We start from the raw sequence: 16803 nt of genomic DNA, 5'->3' as shown, positions 1-16803 counted from the left end.
TTTTGATTTTTTGATTTTTTTGGTTGGTTAAATGCTTAGGAAGCATAGCCCCCCTGGCGAACTTTCTAAGCATTTACAAAAAAGCCCCGATAACTCGGGGCTTTTCTTTATTATAAAATTGTAAATGGTTTATGGTGTCGCGGTAACCTGACCCAACACATAAAGTTGTTCCATTGTGGGAGCTTTACTACCACCTTCAGGCTCTAAGGTAATTCCAAATGCTTCAGATTCATTTGCATTGCTTAACTCGAATATCTTATTTTCATCATCAACAAAATCGGCGAGCAAACCAATACTTGTTGGAGTGAGAGGATCTAATTTTAAAGACCAGACCTGGTAAACTTTTCCACGGGGGGGTTCCGGTAGGTCTTTGGCATCTACATAAGCTCTATTTTCCTTTTTATTCCAATAAACTGTGGCAAAAGCATCAGGCGCAACTGTTTGACCTCCTAGAGGAATTTTAGAAACATTCTTGTCCCTGATGACTGCGAGTAATTCTTCAGCATTTTCCTTGTCGTCCCGTGCATCTGCAATTTGCTGTTCAAATTTGGCATTTTTCGCCTTTTCTTTGGTTAATTGTTCCCTTAAATTGTTGTTATCCCCAATCATAAAGAATAATCCCACAATAAATAATAAGCATGCCGCCCAGCCAATCCAGGCAACCCAATTGGTTCGACGTGATTTTGTAGTGGAGGTGTCTAATGTTCTTATTTTGGCATTTTTCGCGGTAAGTTTTGCCGTAATCGCCGCCAGTAAAGCTTCAGGATTATAAGGCGCAATAGAAGAAGATAACCTTCTTAGCGCATATTCAATTTCTTCGACTTCTTTTAAGATTTCCGGATGTTTTTTTAAGGCAGTACTTACTTCAAGGCTTTCCGCTTCGGTTAGGGCGCCGTAAACATATAATTCTAGAATTCCAGATTCGATGTATTCGTTTATATCCATTATTTCTCGACTAAAATTCCCCTGAGTTGGTTAATACAAGCCCTGTTCCTGGTTTTAACCGTTCCTAGAGGCATTTTTAATTCCTCGGCTGTTTCTTTTTGGGTATAACCTTTAAAGAATAACAGATCGATTAATTTTTTACAAACAGGCTTAAGAATGTCTATATATTTCTGAATTCCAATAGCGTCTGTTTTTGAAGAGAAATTTGAGCTACTCTCCAAAATATCTACGAAATTTTCCGCTTTCAGGTTTTTCTGGCGGTTCTTGTGACCTTTTGACCTTAGCTGATCTATAGAAGCATTTCTGGCGATGTTTAGGATCCAGGTAAAGAATCTTCCCTTGCTGGAATTGTAAGAGGAAGCATTCTCCCAAATTTTCATAAAAACATCCTGCAAAATCTCTTCTGCAATCTTTTGGTCATTCACTATACTATAAATAATACCGAAAACACTTTCTGAATAAAGTTCGTAAATTCTTTCGAAGGCTTTTTGATTGCCATTTTGGAGCTCAAGAATTAAACCATCCTGCTGCATAAATAAGGAATATAAATTGGTTGAGGACTAAAGATAATAAAGAAAAACAAAAAGCGACTGTTAAGTCGCTTTTTTAATAAATCATTAATTTTTAATTACATAGAGATCGTTCCGCATCCTACACGATTTCCAGCATTACCGGAAGGTTGGGACGTAAAATCGTCTACACCATCATGTACAATAATGGCTTTACCAAGGATATCTTTTTTGGAATCCCCACAACCAATACACCATTCATCAGTAGTTAATTTAACTGTTCCGTTTCCATTTGCATCAACTTTAAAATTCCCAATGTCTCCTTTATGGAAACCATCTGAACTTCCCCATTTTCCATGCGTAGCATCTGTTGGATTCCAATGTCCACCGGCTGAAGATCCATCTTCAGCTGAACAATCTGCACTCTGGTGAATATGGATTGCATGTTCACCTTCAGCAAGTCCTGAGATGATCGCTTCCATTCTAACTTTATCACCTTCCTGGTAGAAAGCGACATTTCCACTTAACTTAGAACCGCTTTTGGGTTGAAGTGTTACGGTAACTTTTTTGTCTTTCATGTTCTTAGCGCTGTCCTGATTTTCCATATCAGTCCCCATTTCGGTTTCTGTGACAGCATCATCGTCCATTTCATCGTCCTTTTTATCATTTTTACAGCTGGTAGTAATTAATGCTGCACAAAGAATAATTGATAAGCTAATTCGTTTCATAATCTAAGATTGGTTTTAAATATGATTTTAATCTAAATTAATAGTATAAAAAAGAGTAACCAAAGATTTAAGTATAGCTTAACAAAGGCAGCCAGGGAGTTATTCTTTTATTGTGGTTTTAATATTTGATGAGGTGGCCAGCGTTTTATGTACCGGGCATTTATCTGCAATTTCGAGTAATCGTTTTTTTTGTTTATCATCTAAATCCCCTTTAAGAATGATTTCCCTTTCAAAAACATCGATTTTGGCTTTTGAATCTTCACAATTCTCACAATCTTCCGCATATTTTTTGGAATAACTAACATGAGTTTCCACATTATCTACCAGCCAGTTTTTTCGTCGGGCATACATTTGAATAGTCATAGAGGTACAGGCGGCCAAACCTCCTGAAACGAATTGATACGGGTTAGGCCCCAGATCTTTACCACCAAAACTCAAAGGTTCATCGGCAATAAAAAAATGATCACCGGCCTGTAATTGTGTGGTAAAACCTTCAGAACCGAGATTGGCCATGACCTGGTGGTCCATTTCAGGTATGGCAATATTTTCCGTTTTTATATATTTTGAAGCCCAGGTTGCTATTAGATTTCCGGCGTAAAGAGAATCCTGGTCTTTGGAGAGTAAATGATCGGCATGATCAAGGGAAACGAAACTTTTTGGATGCCAGGCACTTCTATATAATGCTTCAGCATGATCTACTGAAACAATTTTGTCCTGGGGTGAATGCATGATGAGCAAAGGAATTTTCAAATTCTCAAAGGCACTTCCATCTTCATTCTTTTCGAGATCATCAATAAATTGTTTTTTAATTTGAAATGGCCTTCCTCCAATATTTACCTGGGCTTTACCGCTTTTTTTGATTTCGTCCAGACTTCCCAGAAAATGTTTTTTAAGATGGGTTAAGGTTGAAGGAGCATTAATGGTGGCCATTGCCAGGATTGAAGGTATTTTGCGCACAGCAAATAAAATTGCCGCGCCTCCCAGGGAATGTCCAATAATCAATTGAGGCGCCTGATATTCTTTTTCCAGAAACTGCGCTGCCGAAACCAGGTCGGTTACATTTCCTGAAAAGTTAGAATCTGTAAAATCCCCCTCGCTATCCCCGAGTCCAGTAAAATCAAATCTTAAAACGCCATAACCGGCATTAGATAGGGCAGAAGAGATATTGGTAGGGGCATGAAAATTCTTGTTGCAGGTAAAACAATGGGCAAAAAGAGCAAATTGTTTCGGTTTTTCATTGGTGGGCAATTCCAGGATGCCTTTTAGGAGATAACCTTCGGCATTTTTAAAACTAACTTTTATTTTTTTCATAATTTTTTTGGGTCTATTGTGAAAAAGATAGGACATTATTCAATAAAAAACTGCCTTAACCAGTTTCTATTCAAAAGAATTTCTTCTGAAAAAGCCGGTTAGGGCAGTTTCCTTACGCTTACTTTTATCTAAAGTTCTTTAATACGAATATTTCTGAACCAAACTTTGTTTCCGTGATCCTGAAGGGCAATATGGCCGGTCTTACTAGCGCCAAAATCTTCCCAGTCTTTAAATTTGGAATTGGCCACCATTTTATCCCAACCTTCACCATTTACTTCAAATGTTACAATTTCAGTCCCATTTTGAGTAACTGACCCTATGTTGTTTTCATGATCTATCCTGATCACTACTTTATTCCATTCACCCGCAGGTTTGGTCACATCTTCACTTGGAGGTACCATGTCATAGAGTGCGCCTGCAGTTCTATTAGGGCCATTCTTAGCATCGGGATGCCTTTCGTTATCCAATACCTGAATTTCCGGGCCGGTCAAATAAGGCTCAGAATATTGATCTCCTTCCTGGACTCCCCACATAATCCCGCTGTTTCCACCTTCAGAAATTTTCCATTCCATCTCCAGTTCAAAATCGCCAAAAGATTCTTTGGTGATTAAATTTTCAGAGCCAGCTCTATCCCCTTCAGCAGGAGTAAAAGCAAGCGCATCGCCTTCTATTTTCCACTGTGAGGAAACTGTATCGCTATTAAATGCTTTCCACTCGTCCATATTTTTGCCGTCAAAAAGCACCTGCCATTCGCCTGCCTGATCCATATCTTCAGCATTTGTCATTTCTTCAGTATTATCCATTTCTGAATCATCTGTTTTTTTAGTTTCATTTTTACAGGATGCAAAAATTAATGTTGCACAACCAAGTGCTAAAATTGTCCTTTTCATATGTAAGTTTTATTGTTTTTTAATGGTCTCCCGATAATTATCGGGAGCAATTCGCATATTTTAATTAGTGTTTGTAACGGATTTCCACCATGCTCATTTCATCACTTACTTCGATTGATTTAATCCTAAGATTCGTTTAAGTTTTTCCGTATCAACTTCAGACCCGGCAAAATCATCAAAACGTTTCTCGGTCGCTTCGATAATATTACTTTTGATGAATGGCGCGCCTTCTCTAGCTCCCTGTGCCGGAGATTTAATACAGCATTCCCACTCTAATACCGCCCAGACGTCGCATCCATATTCAGTTAATTTAGAAAATACTGTTTTAAAATCTACCTGCCCGTCACCAGGATGGCGATATCTTCCTGCACGATCCCTCCAGTCCAGGTAACCTCCAAAACTTCCTTTCTTGCCCGTAGGATTAAATTCAGCATCTTTTACATGGAACATTTTAATATAATCATGGTAATGATCTATATATTCTATATAATCCAGTTGCTGTAGAATAAAATGACTTGGATCGTAAAGTATATTTACCCGTTTGTGATTGTGCGTGGCTTCCAAAAACCTTTCAAAAGTAACCCCATCGTGTAAATCTTCACCGGGATGGATTTCATAACAAACATCCACACCATTTTCATCAAACTCATTAAGGATGGGCATCCATTTCTTGGCAAGTTCTTCAAACCCCAGTTCAACAAGGCCTTCAGGACGTTGTGGCCAGGGATGGGCAGTGTGCCAAAGCAATGCACCACTGAATGTACCATGAACATTTAAGCCTAAATTTTTACTCGCTTTCGCCGCATATTTTAACTGTTCTACAGCCCATTTGGTCCTTTCCTTCGGATTATTTTTATACGCGTCTGGCGCAAAATTATCGAACATGATATCATAAGCAGGATGCACCGCAACCAATTGTCCCTGGAGATGGGTACATAATTCGGTAATTTCGAGGCCGTGGTCATTTACCTTTCCCTTCAGCTCATCACAATAAGTTTTACTTTCTGCAGCTTTTTGCAGGTCTATAAGCCTGGTTTCCCAGGTGGGTATTTGAATACCCTTATAACCAAGGTCTGCTGCCCATTTACATAATCCATCCAGTGAATTAAAAGGTTCTTTATCATCCATGAACTGCGCAAGAAAAACCGCAGGTCCTTTAATCGTCTTCATTTTATTAAATCTTTAATCATTCAAATTTACCCATACATTCCCTTTTTTATGAGAATCTACAGTTTTTTCAATAAACATCATTCCACGTACTCCTTCTTCAAGGTCTGGATATGCGCCTTCAAATTTTGTATGGTTTTTAATGGCATTGGCAATTCCAAGATAAATGTTACCCATCGAATCAAAAATACCTTCAGGATGTCCCGGAGGTAACTTTGTGCCTTCCAATGAAAAATCACTGTTATAGGCATGGCCGGGTTTTAAAGTCTGTAAGGGTTTATCTTCAGTTAAATGATAGAGATAATTCGGGTTTTCCTGTTCCCATTTCAGCCCACCTTTATCACCGTAAATCTTCACGCAAAAATTATTTTCTTCTCCCGTGGCAATCTGGCTGGCTCTAATTACCCCTTTAGCATTGTCTGAATATCTTACCAATACAGTTCCATCAATATCCATTGGGTTATCCTCATATAAATAATTAAGGTCAGCAAGGACTTTATCGATTCTCGTACCGGTTAAAAACTCGGCCATGTTAAACGCATGGGTTCCAATGTCCCCAATACAACAACTGATTCCCGATTTTTCAGGATCAAGTCTCCACGTATTGGAACGCTTTTCTTTATCGTGAATCAGGGAGTTTATCCATCCCTGATAATATTGAATATCTACCTTGTGAATTTTCCCAATTACACCTTCAGCAATCATCTTTTTCATTTGCCTAACCATGGGATAACCCGTATAGGTATAAGTCACGGCAAAGATACTTCCGGTTTTTTCACGAATAGCTTTCAGAATTTTAGCCTCCTCATAGGTCGTAGTGAGTGGTTTTTCACAAATTACATGGAATCCATTTTCCAGAAGTTGTTTGGCCATGGGAAAATGCAAAAAATTTGGGGTCAACACCGAAACAACCTGAATCCTTTTGTCTTTAGGAAGATTAGATTCAGCTTCAATCATCGCATCGATATCTTTATAAATACGATCCTGGTCAAGGCCTAATTTTTCACCAAAATTTTTACTTTTTTCAAAATCTATATCAAATGCCCCACCAGTAATTTCATAATGATCGAACATGTTGGCTGCCACCCGATGAAGGATACCAATTAGAGAATCGGCTCCGCCACCAAGTATACCTAGTCTTATTTTACTCATAAATTACAAATTAAATAATTTTCCGATGCTTTTGCTTCGGTTTTCCCTTTTTATACCTCCCCAATCGGGAAAGACCGGAACTCTTTATTTGCAGTTCCGGGTAAGGGGTTATGCAAAATTCAGCTAAATTTTGCATTTAAATTTCAATATTTTTATTATCAATTTCTTCATTCTTGAAGAAAATAGCAAACAGTAACATGACCCCAAGGGCAAAGGCTGCCGGAAAAATCCAGATAGACTCCCAATCGTGTAAATTATCTGGAAGTATGTTAGCATCTGCAATTAAGCCCGCGATGTAAAAACCAACCAGCATTCCCACTCCATAAGTTGCCAGGGTGATTAAGCCCTGGGCAGAACTTTTGAATCTATTTCCTGCTTTAAAGTTTGTATAAATTTGTCCGGAAACAAAGAAGAAGTCATAGCAAATCCCGTGTAGGGCGATACCAATGATCAGCATAAAAATAAGGTCACCGGTATCCCCATAAGCGAACAACAAATAACGCACCGTCCAGGCAAGCATCCCCGCGATAATGGTAATTTTAAATCCAAATCTTTTAAAGAAAAAGGGGAGGAGCAGCATAAACAAAACTTCTGAAACCTGACCAATGGTCATTAATCCCGTTGGGTTTTCCGTTCCTATTTCAGATAAAAATAAATTAGTGTACTGGTAATAGAATGCTAAAGGAATACAGATTAAAACTGAAGCAAGGAAAAACATTAAGAAATTCCTGTCTTTTAACAAACTAAGTGCGTCGAGACCAAGCGTTTCTACAATACTCACTTTTTTAGATCGATCTACCGTTGGCGGAGTTTTAGGTAAGGTAAAACTGAATAAGCCTAAAAATGCTGAAGCGATAGCGACCATTAAAAAAGTGTTGGCAAGCATCCCCTCTTGTCTTCCTCCCGGGGAATCCCAGAAAAACACATAGCTGATGACCAGCCCTGCCACGATCCATCCAATAGTTCCAAAAACCCTGATAAAACTAAATTCTTTGGCAGGATCTACCATTTGATTAAAACTTACAGAATTTACCAGCGCAAGTGTAGGCATGTATGCAATCATATATCCTAATACCAACGGATAAAATTCAGCGAAATCTGTACTTAGGTACATCATATACATCAATACAGCTCCTACCAAATGTAAAATACCAAGAATTTTTTCCGCATTAAAAAATCTATCAGCGATTAAACCAACAATAAAAGGAGCAATAATGGCGCCCCAGGATTGGGTTGAAAATGCTGTTGCAGTTTGTGCCCCGGTGGCCTCAAGGTTATAGTCGAGAAAAGTTCCCAGGGTTACAAACCATCCTCCCCAAATGAAGAATTCCAGGAACATCATTAAGGAGAGTTGAAAACGTATAAATTTTGTCATGTTGAGTAGGCTTTATAATTTTTCGGCTGAAGTTAATAACAATTCTTTTGTTGCATTAATACCTTCTTCCGGAGAAAGCCTGCTTCCTTCATATTCAACACCAATAAATCCGGTATATCCTGCATCCTTTACAATTTTGAGGATTTTCTCATAACTCATAATGGTTTCCTCGCCAGATTCATCAAAATCATAGGATTTAGCACTTACTGCTTTTGCATAAGGCATCATTTTTTCGATTCCTTCATATCGAGGGTATTCTTCGATACATGCAGCTTCCCATCGCTCTCCATTTTCCCTTTTTAGACAAAAATTGCCAAAATCTGGCAATGTACCACAATTATCTTTTCCAACCTGCTTCATCACCTCTACTAAAAGATCAATATTAGAAGACAGATAGCCATGGTTTTCTACGATTACATTTATATTCTTTTCAGCAGCATATCCTGAAAGTTTTGATAGAGCATCTGCTGAATTATTTTTCCATTCGGTTGGATCTTCGCTTCCGAAGAGATTCACCCTAATAGAATGACATCCTAAAAATTGTGCAGCATCTACCCATTTCTTATGATTTTCTACGGCCTGGTTTCTGGCCCCGCTATCATTTGCAGCAAGATCCCCTTCACCATCAACCATCAACAAAACATTGCGCATTCCGTATTTATCACTCATTAATTTTATAGAATCCAGGACAATTTTCATCTCTGCTGCCGGATCTTTGGCAGATTTAACCCGCTCGCCATAAAAAGTTGTAACATATTCCAGCCCTTCAAAGCCCATTTCACTGGCTTTTTGAGCAAAATCCATAGGGTTCATTTTCCCGCTCATAATAGGTTGATGAAGAGACCATTGCGCTAAGGATAATTTAAAAAATACGGAATCCTGACTGGTGGAATCTACTTCAGTCTGGGAATTTTTGAGGGCGTCTTTTTTGTCATTTTTACAGGATAAAAAAGAGGTTGACACTAGGAAAATCAGTACAAGCGACCACCTGGTGAAATTAATTTTTTGATTGATCATTGTGAAATTTAGAATTAAAAGAATAAATTAAGTGAAATATGAAATTTAAATGTAGCCTTTTTTTTAAAGATGTAAAATAATAAGGATAAATTTATATATTTGAGGGACTTCAATTGATTTTTTCATTAATAAATATAATTATTGTGAGTAACATTTACCAAAATGACAATTATGACGCTATAGTTGTTGGAACCGGTATAAGTGGCGGTTGGGCTGCTAAAGAACTTACCGAGAAAGGCTTTAAAACATTGGTTCTTGAAAGGGGACGAATGGTGGAACATGTAAAAGATTATCCCACGATGAATGATGATCCATGGGATTATAAATTTAAAGGACAGGTAACCCGGGAGGAAAAAAAGCGCCAGGAGAAGCAGGCAAGAACCGGTTATACCGTTTCAGATGCCAGTAAACACTGGTTCGTAGATGACATTAAACATCCCTATAATGAAACAAAACGATTCGACTGGATGCGTGGTTACCACGTTGGGGGAAGATCGATTATGTGGGGTAGGCACAGTTACCGTTTAAGTGATTTGGATTTCGGGGCGAACCAACGTGACGGGATTGCCGTAGACTGGCCAATACGCTATAGAGATGTTTCTCCATGGTATGATTATGTTGAATCGTATATAGGGGTTTCCGGGGAAAAACTGGGCTTGAGTCAATTACCTGATGGGAATTTTCTCCCGCCTATGGAACTTAACTGTGTGGAAGATCACCTTAGAAAAAGCATTGCTGAAAATTTTGATGGAAGGGTAATGACCTGTGGTAGGGTTGCCCATCTTACCGGCGATAAAAAATTTGAAGGACGCTCTAATTGCCAGTTTAGAAATAGATGCGTTAGAGGTTGTCCTTATGGAGGGTACTTTAGTAGTAATGCTTCAACTTTACCTGCTGCAGAGAGAACTGGGAATATGACCTTAAGGCCAAATTCAGTGGTAAGTGAGGTAATGTATGATCCAGACACAAAACAGGCCACGGGTGTTAAAGTTATTGATACTGAAACTAAAGAAACGATGGAATTTACGGCTAATGTCATTTTCTTATGCGCATCTGCCGTGGCTTCTACCAGTATTCTGATGCAATCAAAATCTGATCGTTTTCCTGAAGGACTTGGAAATGGCAGTGGTGAATTAGGTCATAATGTAATGGACCACCACTTTAAAGCAGGAGCATCCGGAAGTTATGACGGTTTTGAAGATATGTATTATAAGGGGCGTAAGCCTAACGGAATTTATCTTCCCAGGTTCAGGAACTTAAATGGAAATGACAAAGACGTTGATTTCCTTAGAGGTTATGGATATCAGGGAGGCGCAAGTCGTGGAGACTGGTCAGCCGATATTGCTGAAGCTGCTTATGGCGAAGATCTTAAAAAAGCAATTAGTGCTCCAGGTGGCTGGAATATGGGACTCATGGGCTTTGGTGAAACTTTGCCTTATCATGAGAATAAAATGACCCTTGATTATGACAAGACTGATGAATGGGGCTTACCAACCGTAACTTTTGATGCAGAATTCAAAGAGAATGAATTGAAAATGCGAAAAGATATGGTTTCTCAAGCGGTAGATATGCTTGAGAAAGGCGGCTTCAAGAATGTTCATGGATATGATGATATAGGAGCACCTGGTTTGGGAATCCACGAAATGGGTATGGCCAGAATGGGAAGGGATCCTAAAACTTCTATCTTAAATGGTAATAATCAGGTACATGAATGTACCAATGTTTATGTGACCGATGGGGCTGCCATGACCTCTGCTGGATGCCAAAATCCATCCTTGACCTATATGGCCCTTACTGCTAGAGCTGCAGATCATGCATCGAAAAATTTCAAAAAATCCAACGCTTAAAATTTTAGAATAATGAAAAGAAGACAAGCATTAAAGAATATAGGATTAGGTGCTGGAATTTTGGTGATGGGACCTTCTGCTTTAAGTTTATTACAAAGTTGTAAGAACGAACCGGAATATGACTGGAAACCCACTTTTTTAAGTGCATCCCATGGATTTGCTTTGAAACGTGTGCTGAATGTTATCATTCCCAAGACAGATACTCCGGGAGCTTCAGATCTTAATATTGCCCAATTCATTGATAGTTATATGAATGAGGTGGCCGATGAGGATAACCGAAATCGTTTTGAAGAAGCATCAGAAAGATTTGCTGAATCTTTTAATCGTGATTTCGATAAAGTCCATGAGGAAGGTTCCGACGAAGATTTTGATACTATCATTAAGAAGTATTTAAAAGCTACACCTGCAGAACGTGAAGCCTTCATGAAACGCAATACTGAAACTCAGGATGCACAGGAGCAAAAAGAAGAAGGAGAGGTCGAAAATACTACTAGTCCCACTATGGGAAAAGATGAGGGGGCATATAACTATCTAACTTCAGTTCGCGGTATGGCCATTTGGGCATGGAAAAACAGTGAGGAGGTTGGTGAAAATGTTCTTTGGTATGATCCCATTCCAGGTCAATATATACCATGTGGGCCCGTAAGTGAACTTGGTGGTGGTAAGGCGATGTCTTTATAGGTTTTAGACGTCTCGTATCGCAAATGCATAATAATTGTGCTAAAACGAAAGAAGTTATTAACAATGAAAAAATTTTATATGAATGATTAATTTTGAATTATTCTTGTTAAAATTTTAAATAGACAGATAATAATTAAATTCTGATTGCCTATTTCGAAAGATTCTTCTTTATTCTTGAATTTTTTATGAAATAGGCAATTATTTTTTAAACTACTGCGAAATCGTTTGCGTGATTTCTAATGATAATGGGCTGATTTATTAACAGAATATTCTCTAATTTTATAAATAATTAAGGAGATTAATTAACATTCCAACTAAAACTATTTTTATGAAAAAAACTATTTTCAGAAGCCTTTTGTTCTCTCTGGCATTTTTATGCTTCAGTATGGCAAAAGCGCAGTCTGTTTCTGGAACGGTTACAGATGAAACCGGACCTTTACCAGGTGCTACGGTACTGGTAAAAGATACCTCTAATGGTACAACTACAGATTTTGATGGTAATTACACTTTGAATAATGTGCCCGCAGATGCGGTGCTTATTTTTAGTTTTGTAGGCTATACAACCCAGGAAATTGGTGTTGCGGGTAGAGCTACGATCGATGTTAATATGGCTACGAATGCTTCAGAGCTTGAAGAAGTTGTATTGATTGGATATGGAACTACAACGATTAAGGACGCCACCGGTTCTGTTTCTTCGGTAACATCAGAAGAATTTAATAAAGGGGTGATAGCCACTCCGGAACAATTAATTCAGGGTAAATCTGCCGGAGTTCAAATTTCAGAAACTTCTGGTGCACCTGGAGCAGGGATCAATGTGCGTATTAGGGGATCTAACTCTATTCGTTCAGGGAACAATCCTTTATTTGTAGTAGATGGTGTGCCACTTGGTTCAGGTGGGGCTCCTTCCTCCAGTGTTGGAGGGATTGGTACTGCTGGTGGGCAAAACCCATTAAGCTTCCTTAACCCTAATGATATTGAGAGCATTTCGATATTAAAAGATGCTTCCGCTACAGCCATTTATGGCTCCAGAGGTGCAAACGGGGTTGTGATAATTCAAACTAAAGGTGGTAGAGGTGCTTCTAAAGGTAGGTTCGAACTTAACTCCACTATAAGTGTGGGTACACCTGCAAGTAAATATGATTTATTAAATGCTGAGCAATATTTAGATGCTATTGCTTCCGTTGGGAACGATCCTGATGCATTGGACTTTGAATTTGATTCTGATTTTCAGGACTTTTATACCCGTACGGCAATTTCTGAAAATGTTGACTTAAGTTATTCAAAGAGTTATACGGGAGGTAATGTACGAGCTTCAATTGGGTATAATGACCAGGAAGGCGTCGTAAAGAACTCTTCTTTGGAAAGATTATCGGGAAGATTGAATATCAGCCAGCGTTTATTTGACGATAAATTAACGCTTAGCGTTCAGGCTTCCCTGTCTAAAGTAGATCAGGAGAGTGCTCCTATTAACGGTAATGCCGGTTCAACTGGTGACCTTATTGGGGCATCTATTACGCAAAATCCAACAGCACCTATAGATCCTACATTTAATCCAGGAGGAAACGTTTTAAATCCCGTGAGCTTACTTAACAGTTTTCAGGGACTTTCCGAAGTGGAAAGATTTTTAGGAAATGCTTCCGCTGAATATGCTGTTACTAACGAACTTAGTGCGAAATTGACTGTTGGTTACGAAAAAGCAGATACTGAAACCACTTCAGTCTTTGGATCTGATGTAATTGGTTTAAATGGAATTTCTAATATTGGTAGAGGTCGATATGATACCTTTAACCAGGTAAACTCGCTTTTAGAGGCTACTTTGAATTATGTAAAAGAATTTGATAACTCTGTGCTGGATGTAGTGGGTGGATATTCTTATCAGAAATTTGACAGAGATGGTTTTGGGTCTGAAGGTGCAGGTTTTGATACAGCCAATCTGGGAATGATGGCAGATCAGCTTAGGGATGCTTATGGTAGTGTAACCGGAGCAATTAGCGGTCCTTATACTGTTTTTGGATATGGAAATGATGGAACTTACCTGAATAATCTTCTTCCTTCTTTTACCACGGGAGAATTGCCAGGAGGTTTTGACAGGCCAATTCCAGCATATGTATTAAACTATACCTTTGATAACTATGACGAATTACAGTCATATTTTATGAGGGCAAACTATACCCTTGCTGAAAAATATCTTTTCACCGGTACTTTTAGGGCTGATGGTTCTTCAACATTTGGTGAAAATAATAGATATGGTTATTTCCCTTCCGGGGCAGTAGCATGGCAAATCCATAAAGAAGATTTTATGGGAGATACCTTCTCCACTTTAAAACTACGTCTTGGTGCCGGTATTGTTGGTAGCCAGGAAGGTTTAGGTTATGGTCGTTTTGTACAGCGCCAGCGTGCTGCGGGAGGTGGAATTAGCAATGAGCTGAATGTACTTCCTGTACCGGGAACTTTTATAGATGGGGATCCAAACGCAGACCTTAAGTGGGAGGAAACTACAGATTTAAACCTTGGGGTAGATTTTGGAGTAAATAATGACAGGTTTAGTGGTACGGTAAACCTTTACCGTAAGACTACGAATGATTTGTTATTGGCAAGACAATCTGCTGCGCCATCCAATGGTACTGTAATTTTTAGTAATTTATTAGATGGTAAAGTAATTAACGAAGGTGTGGAATTGTCTTTAGATTATGACGTCGTTGATACAGAAGATTTTACTTTTTCTGGTAACTTCAATATCGCTTATAATAACAATGAGGTGCAGGACACCCCATTTACTATTCCAACCGGTGCAATTAGAGGGAATGGTTTAAGTAACGCGTTCGCCCAGCAATTACAGGCGGGACAACCTTTATTTTCATACTATATGGCTGAATTTACCGGTTTTGACCAGGATGGGAATCCTACCTATTTTGATGCCGATGGGAACGGAGTAGGTGATCCAGATGCAGATAAGTTTTTCGTAGGCAAAGATGCCCAGGCCGATTGGAATGCTGGTTTATCTTTAAATGCACGATATAAGAATTTTGATCTTTCTACATACTTTAATGGTCAGTTCGACTTTTATGTATACAATGCAACTAGTACTGCATTTTTTACAAAAAGTGCATTGTTGATTGGTAAAAACGTTACTCAGGATGTTTTGAGTACCAACGAAAATCCGGCTTCATCTGTAGCTGTTTCTACCAGATTTTTAGAAAAAGGGGATTTTGTTAGACTATCTTCAGCTTCTTTGGGATACAACCTTCCATTGAACGACGGTAGTTTTGTTAATTCCTTAAGATTTAGTGTGACCGGTCAAAACTTGTTCCTGATAACAGGTTATAGTGGTTTAGATCCGGAAGTTTCTACAAATACAGGTAACCTAAATGATTCAGGAATTCCAACCGTAGGTATAGATTATGCTGCTTATCCAAGACCGCGTACCATATCTTTTGGTGTGAATGCAACATTTTAATAAAAAATATGACAATGAAAAATAAAAGAATTTTTAAAACTACAGCCAGGTTGCTATCAGGTTCGCTCATATTGGCAACCACGCTCCTGTCCTGTACAGATTTAGAGATAGAGGGCACTGACTCGATTATTATCGATGCCACTGAAGCAGGATTTCAGGGGGTAAGTGATCCAACATCCTTTGTTGGCAATGCCTATAACAGCTTAAATGGTTATATAGGTGACCAGGCGAATTTATATGCATTAAGTGAAGTAACTACAGATGAAGCTTTGGTACCTACCAGAGGCTCAGACTGGGGGGATAACGGTATCTGGAGACAACTGCATCAGCACGAATGGAGACCGGACCACCAGTATATTCTAAATACCTGGAACCAATGGAATACTTTACACTATCAGGCAGCTCAGATTCTTTCAGATTTAACTGATGCTACTCCTGCTCAGGAAGCTGATGCTTACTTTTTAAGGGCTCTGGGAATGTGGGTGATACTTGATAATTTTGGACAGATTCCCGTACGTGATCCCCAGGCTCCGGTTTTTGATGATCCAGTTGTATTGAGTGGACAGGAAGCGGTAGATCAAATTGTATCAGATTTAAATGCATCTATTGCCAATTTACCTGCAGTAGGCCCCGGAAGTGGTGTAGGTAATTCAACCTCACCAAATGCCAGAGCTAGTAAAGCTGCGGCAAGATATTTATTGGCAAAGGTTTTGCTTAATAAACATATTTATCTTGGAGGTGAAGCCAATAGCGCAGATATGGCTGAAGTAATTAGCCTGGTAGATCAAATCGCTGCTGAAGGTTATGCGCTAGAAAATGGTTATTTTGATATTTTCAAAAATACTTTAGATAATGAAACTATCTGGTTTATTCCAACATCTGTTGGAAACAGGATCTGGAATGGATTACATTACAACCAGGCTCCGGACCAAGCAGGTGGTGGCTGGAATGGTTTTGCCACCTTAGCTGATTTTTACGATACTTTTGAAGGAGATCCAGACATGAACCGAGGTACTAAAGACGGTGAACCTTTAGACGGACAGGAAGAAAGAAGGGGATATGTTCCACCTTCCGGTTTACCCGCAGGTTCCTTTGCTGGTTCAATAGATGCGAATGATGATGGGATTGCCGATGGTTCAAATATTGGTTTTGGTTTCCTAATTAATCAACAATATGATTATGATGGTTCTGCGTTACAAGATCGTGGGGGTAACCCACTAACTTTCAAAAGACAATTCACTGATAATAACGGGAATGTTAGCTTAATTAACAACAGTGAAACTTCAGGAATTCGTGTTATCAAGTATAACCCACGATATGGGGCGTTTACTGAACATGAGATTTTCTTCAGATTCGCTGATGCTTATTTAATGAAAGCTGAAGCCATGATGAGATCTGGTGGAGATGCAACCGCAATGATCAATGAATTAAGGACGCTTAGAAAAGCGACGCCTTTGGCAAGTGTTTCTGAACAGGATATTTTGGATGAAAGGGGACGTGAACTTTATAATGAATTCTGGAGAAGGAACGATATGATCCGTTTTGGTGAATATACCAGAGACTGGACCCTTAAGGCTGATGCCGCAATTGGTGATGAGACCAAAAATTTATTCCCAATTCCATCAAGCCAGTTAATCCTAAATCCAAACCTGACTCAAAATCCAGGATATTAAAAAAGATGTAAATTTTATTGATAAGAGGGCTTTTAGCCCTCTTATTTTTTT

General features: G+C 38.9%; 13 protein-coding genes. 4 read left to right on the top strand and 9 right to left on the bottom strand.

What is annotated here, in order from left to right; genetic code table 11:
- Positions 1-129: 129 nt before the first annotated feature.
- The 9 genes from DHD80_RS11160 to DHD80_RS11120 all read right to left on the bottom strand — a co-directional run bounded on the left by DHD80_RS11160 (position 130) and on the right by DHD80_RS11120 (position 9094).
- Positions 130-945: an anti-sigma factor gene (locus DHD80_RS11160; protein WP_251741258.1), complete on the bottom strand. Its 816-nt coding sequence runs from the start codon at positions 943-945 to the stop codon at positions 130-132.
- A complete protein-coding gene (locus DHD80_RS11155) occupies positions 945-1478 on the bottom strand; it encodes a sigma-70 family RNA polymerase sigma factor (RefSeq protein ID WP_251741257.1) in 534 nt (177 codons plus the stop codon). The genes DHD80_RS11160 and DHD80_RS11155 overlap by 1 nt, the downstream gene beginning before the upstream one ends.
- Positions 1479-1573: 95 nt before the next feature.
- Positions 1574-2182: a superoxide dismutase family protein gene (locus tag DHD80_RS11150; protein ID WP_251741256.1), complete on the bottom strand. Its 609-nt coding sequence runs from the start codon at positions 2180-2182 to the stop codon at positions 1574-1576.
- Between the two features lie 99 nt (positions 2183-2281).
- On the bottom strand, positions 2282-3493 hold the full coding sequence (locus tag DHD80_RS11145; RefSeq protein ID WP_251741255.1) for a bifunctional alpha/beta hydrolase/OsmC family protein: 1212 nt from the start codon (positions 3491-3493) through the stop codon (positions 2282-2284).
- A gap of 128 nt (positions 3494-3621) precedes the next feature.
- Positions 3622-4383 (bottom strand): DUF1080 domain-containing protein, encoded by a 762-nt coding sequence (locus DHD80_RS11140; RefSeq protein WP_251741254.1) that lies wholly within the window; start codon positions 4381-4383, stop codon positions 3622-3624.
- 105 nt (positions 4384-4488) lie between these two features.
- Positions 4489-5553, bottom strand: a complete 1065-nt coding sequence (locus DHD80_RS11135; RefSeq protein WP_251741253.1) for a sugar phosphate isomerase/epimerase family protein — start codon at positions 5551-5553, stop codon at positions 4489-4491.
- A gap of 12 nt (positions 5554-5565) precedes the next feature.
- Positions 5566-6702, bottom strand: coding sequence for a Gfo/Idh/MocA family oxidoreductase (locus DHD80_RS11130; protein WP_251741252.1), 1137 nt, complete (start codon positions 6700-6702; stop codon positions 5566-5568).
- Between the two features lie 136 nt (positions 6703-6838).
- Entirely contained in the window at positions 6839-8077 is a 1239-nt protein-coding gene (locus tag DHD80_RS11125; protein ID WP_251741251.1) for an MFS transporter, read from the bottom strand.
- 12 nt (positions 8078-8089) lie between these two features.
- A complete protein-coding gene (locus tag DHD80_RS11120) occupies positions 8090-9094 on the bottom strand; it encodes a sugar phosphate isomerase/epimerase family protein (protein WP_251741250.1) in 1005 nt (334 codons plus the stop codon).
- Between the two features lie 143 nt (positions 9095-9237).
- On the opposite strand from DHD80_RS11120, the gene DHD80_RS11115 reads away from it, so the two are divergent.
- The 4 genes from DHD80_RS11115 (at position 9238) to DHD80_RS11100 (ending at position 16752) form a co-directional block, all read left to right on the top strand.
- On the top strand, positions 9238-10941 hold the full coding sequence (locus tag DHD80_RS11115) for a GMC family oxidoreductase (RefSeq protein ID WP_251741249.1): 1704 nt from the start codon (positions 9238-9240) through the stop codon (positions 10939-10941).
- Between the two features lie 12 nt (positions 10942-10953).
- On the top strand, positions 10954-11622 hold the full coding sequence (locus DHD80_RS11110; protein WP_251741248.1) for a gluconate 2-dehydrogenase subunit 3 family protein: 669 nt from the start codon (positions 10954-10956) through the stop codon (positions 11620-11622).
- A gap of 328 nt (positions 11623-11950) precedes the next feature.
- The gene (locus DHD80_RS11105) at positions 11951-15079 is read left to right on the top strand and encodes a SusC/RagA family TonB-linked outer membrane protein (RefSeq protein ID WP_251741247.1); all 3129 of its coding nucleotides are present in this window, start codon (positions 11951-11953) and stop codon (positions 15077-15079) included.
- 14 nt (positions 15080-15093) lie between these two features.
- The gene (locus DHD80_RS11100; RefSeq protein WP_251741246.1) at positions 15094-16752 is read left to right on the top strand and encodes a RagB/SusD family nutrient uptake outer membrane protein; all 1659 of its coding nucleotides are present in this window, start codon (positions 15094-15096) and stop codon (positions 16750-16752) included.
- Positions 16753-16803 lie beyond the last annotated feature (51 nt).

Origin of the sequence: Gramella sp. AN32, assembly GCF_023718305.1 — a bacterium.
GTDB classification, from domain to species: Bacteria; Bacteroidota; Bacteroidia; order Flavobacteriales; family Flavobacteriaceae; genus Christiangramia; species Christiangramia antarctica.
This window is presented reverse-complemented; position numbering and strand designations above follow the sequence as displayed.

What these genes read in the sequence shown, in the direction of transcription:
- DHD80_RS11135 (WP_251741253.1), bottom strand. Translation starts at nt 5,553, where the DNA reads ATGAAGACGATTAAAGGACCTGCGGTTTTTCTTGCGCAGTTCATGGAT.
- DHD80_RS11145 (WP_251741255.1), bottom strand. Translation starts at nt 3,493, where the DNA reads ATGAAAAAAATAAAAGTTAGTTTTAAAAATGCCGAAGGTTATCTCCTA.
- DHD80_RS11100 (WP_251741246.1), top strand. Translation starts at nt 15,094, where the DNA reads ATGAAAAATAAAAGAATTTTTAAAACTACAGCCAGGTTGCTATCAGGT.
- DHD80_RS11120 (WP_251741250.1), bottom strand. Translation starts at nt 9,094, where the DNA reads ATGATCAATCAAAAAATTAATTTCACCAGGTGGTCGCTTGTACTGATT.
- DHD80_RS11105 (WP_251741247.1), top strand. Translation starts at nt 11,951, where the DNA reads ATGAAAAAAACTATTTTCAGAAGCCTTTTGTTCTCTCTGGCATTTTTA.
- DHD80_RS11155 (WP_251741257.1), bottom strand. Translation starts at nt 1,478, where the DNA reads ATGCAGCAGGATGGTTTAATTCTTGAGCTCCAAAATGGCAATCAAAAA.
- DHD80_RS11125 (WP_251741251.1), bottom strand. Translation starts at nt 8,077, where the DNA reads ATGACAAAATTTATACGTTTTCAACTCTCCTTAATGATGTTCCTGGAA.
- DHD80_RS11110 (WP_251741248.1), top strand. Translation starts at nt 10,954, where the DNA reads ATGAAAAGAAGACAAGCATTAAAGAATATAGGATTAGGTGCTGGAATT.
- DHD80_RS11160 (WP_251741258.1), bottom strand. Translation starts at nt 945, where the DNA reads ATGGATATAAACGAATACATCGAATCTGGAATTCTAGAATTATATGTT.
- DHD80_RS11140 (WP_251741254.1), bottom strand. Translation starts at nt 4,383, where the DNA reads ATGAAAAGGACAATTTTAGCACTTGGTTGTGCAACATTAATTTTTGCA.
- DHD80_RS11130 (WP_251741252.1), bottom strand. Translation starts at nt 6,702, where the DNA reads ATGAGTAAAATAAGACTAGGTATACTTGGTGGCGGAGCCGATTCTCTA.
- DHD80_RS11150 (WP_251741256.1), bottom strand. Translation starts at nt 2,182, where the DNA reads ATGAAACGAATTAGCTTATCAATTATTCTTTGTGCAGCATTAATTACT.